The organism is Mycobacterium sp. 1245852.3 (assembly GCF_001669335.1).
Taxonomy (GTDB): domain Bacteria; phylum Actinomycetota; class Actinomycetes; order Mycobacteriales; family Mycobacteriaceae; genus Mycobacterium; species Mycobacterium europaeum_A.
On record NZ_LZLL01000463.1, the window covers coordinates 1 to 2,815 of the forward strand.

The 2,815-nt window shown below is 66.1% G+C and carries 1 protein-coding gene; it reads left to right on the forward strand.

What is annotated here, in order from left to right; genetic code table 11:
- Positions 1-385: 385 nt before the first annotated feature.
- On the forward strand, positions 386-2,815 hold a 2,430-nt coding region (metH, locus tag A9W96_RS20530; protein WP_067142574.1), incomplete at its 3' end, for a methionine synthase.

Sequence of the window (2,815 nt, forward strand, 5' to 3'; positions counted from 1 at the left end):
GGGCCGTCGGGCGGGGTCACAGATTTAGCGTACGGCCTTCCGGCCCGATGTTCGGGGCGCGGTGGCCAAGGATTGTCGGCCGATTGACGTTCAACCGGGGGCTTTGCATAGGACGACTATTCTTATGGCGTGACAGCCGCCAGGGGACACCGCTGCGACACTGACATCCTCGGCGGTCCAGACGAAATAGGTTCGGCTGCGATTTCGTTAACCTGGTTAACTATGTCGCAGACAGACTCCACGAACTGTCGATAGCGGCGATGAGTTAGGCGTCCGGACGTCGATCGGGTGACGACGTAGACTTTTCTGGTCGAGAGGCGTTGCAACGGGTACCGGTCTTTGCCGGTATCCGCCACGCTCGGCAGAGTCAAGGACGCCTTCCGTTATGGAAGGAGTGCACGTGACCGCCGTTGAGGCCCAGACTTCCGCGCCGAACACCTTCGCGCCGAACATCCGCCCCGACTGCACCGACGAGCTGACGGCGGCGCTGCGCCAGCGGATCGTGGTGATCGACGGCGCGATGGGCACCGCGATCCAGCGCGACCGGCCGGATGAGGCCGGCTACCGCGGCGACCGGTTCACGGAGTGGCCGACCGCGCTGCAGGGCAACAACGACCTGCTCAACCTGACGCAGCCCCAGATCATCGAGGGGATCTACCGCGAGTATCTCGAGGCGGGCGCCGACATCCTGGAGACCAACACGTTCAACGCGAACGCGATCTCCCTCTCGGACTACGACATGGCGGAGCTGGCCTACGAGCTGAACTACGCCGGCGCCGCCCTGGCTCGCAAGGCCGCCGACGAGTACAGCACCCCGGACAAGCCCCGCTACGTCGCCGGCGCCATCGGGCCGACCACCCGCACCGCGTCGATCTCACCGGACGTCAACGACCCCGGGGCCCGCAACGTCACCTACGACCAGCTGGTCGCCGCCTACCTCGAGGCCGCCAACGGCCTGGTCGACGGTGGCGCCGACCTGCTGATCATCGAGACGATCTTCGACTCGCTGAACGCCAAGGCGGCGGTGTTCGCGGTCGAGACCCTGTTCGAGGACCGGGGACGCCGCTGGCCGTTGATCATCTCGGGCACCATCACCGATGCGTCCGGGCGGACGTTGTCCGGTCAGGTCACCGAGGCCTTCTGGAACGCGATCAGGCACGCGAAGCCGATCGCGGTCGGGCTCAACTGCGCGCTGGGCGCGCCCGAGATGCGGCCTTACATCGCCGAGATGTCGCGCATCGCCGACACCTTCGTCTCCTGCTACCCGAACGCCGGCCTGCCCAACGCCTTCGGCGAGTACGACGAGACCCCGCAGCGGCAGGCCGGCTACATCGCCGACTTCGCCGACGCCGGCCTGGTCAACCTAGTCGGTGGCTGCTGCGGAACCGCGCCGCCGCACATCGCCGAGATCGCGAAGGTCGTCGAGGGCAAACCACCCCGGGAGGTGCCGAAAATCGAAGTGGCGACCCGGCTTTCGGGCCTGGAGCCGCTCAACATCGCCGACGACTCCCTGTTCGTGAACATCGGTGAGCGCACCAACATCACCGGCTCCGCCCGGTTCCGCAACCTGATCAAGGCCGAGGACTACGACACCGCGCTCTCGGTCGCGCTGCAGCAGGTCGAGGCCGGCGCGCAGGTCATCGACATCAACATGGACGAGGGCATGATCGACGGCGTCGCCGCGATGGACCGGTTCACCAAGCTGATCGCGGCCGAGCCGGACATCAGCCGCGTGCCGGTGATGATCGACTCGTCCAAGTGGGAGGTCATCGAGGCCGGCCTGAAAAACGTGCAGGGCAAGCCGATCGTCAACTCGATCTCCATGAAAGAGGGCGAGGAGAAGTTCATCCGCGAGGCGCGGCTGTGCCGCAAGTACGGCGCCGCCGTGGTCGTGATGGCCTTCGACGAGCAGGGCCAGGCCGACAACCTGGAGCGCCGCAAACAGATCTGCGGGCGCGCCTACCGGATCCTGACCGAAGAGGTCGGCTTCCCGCCCGAGGACATCATCTTCGACCCGAACTGCTTCGCGCTGGCGACCGGCATCGAGGAGCACGCGACCTACGGGATCGACTTCATCGAGGCCTGCGCCTGGATCAAGGAGAACCTGCCCGGGGTGCACATCTCGGGCGGCATCTCCAACGTGTCGTTCTCGTTCCGCGGCAACAACCCCGTCCGCGAGGCGATCCACGCGGTATTCCTGTTCCACGCCATCAAGGCCGGCCTGGACATGGGCATCGTCAACGCCGGTGCGCTGGTGCCCTACGACTCGATCGACCCCGAGCTGCGGGACCGCATCGAGGACGTCGTGTTGAACCGTCGCGAGGACGCGGCCGAACGGCTGCTGGAAATCGCCGAGCGGTTCAACAGCAAGGACAAGGGTGAGGACCCGAAGGCGGCCGAGTGGCGGGGCCTGCCGGTCCGGGAGCGGATCACCCACGCGCTGGTCAAGGGCATCGACGCCCACGTGGATGACGACACCGAGGAGTTGCGCGCCGAGATCGCCGCCGCGGGCGGCCGCCCGATCGAGGTGATCGAGGGTCCGCTGATGGACGGCATGAACGTCGTCGGTGACCTGTTCGGCTCCGGCAAGATGTTTTTGCCCCAGGTGGTGAAGTCGGCCCGGGTGATGAAGAAGGCCGTCGCGTACCTGCTGCCGTTCATCGAGAAGGAGAAGGAAGAGAACGGTACCGCTGCCGCCAAGGACACCAACGGCACGATCGTGATGGCCACGGTGAAGGGCGACGTCCACGACATCGGCAAGAACATCGTCGGAGTCGTGCTGCAGTGCAACAACTTCGAAGTGATCGACCTCGGG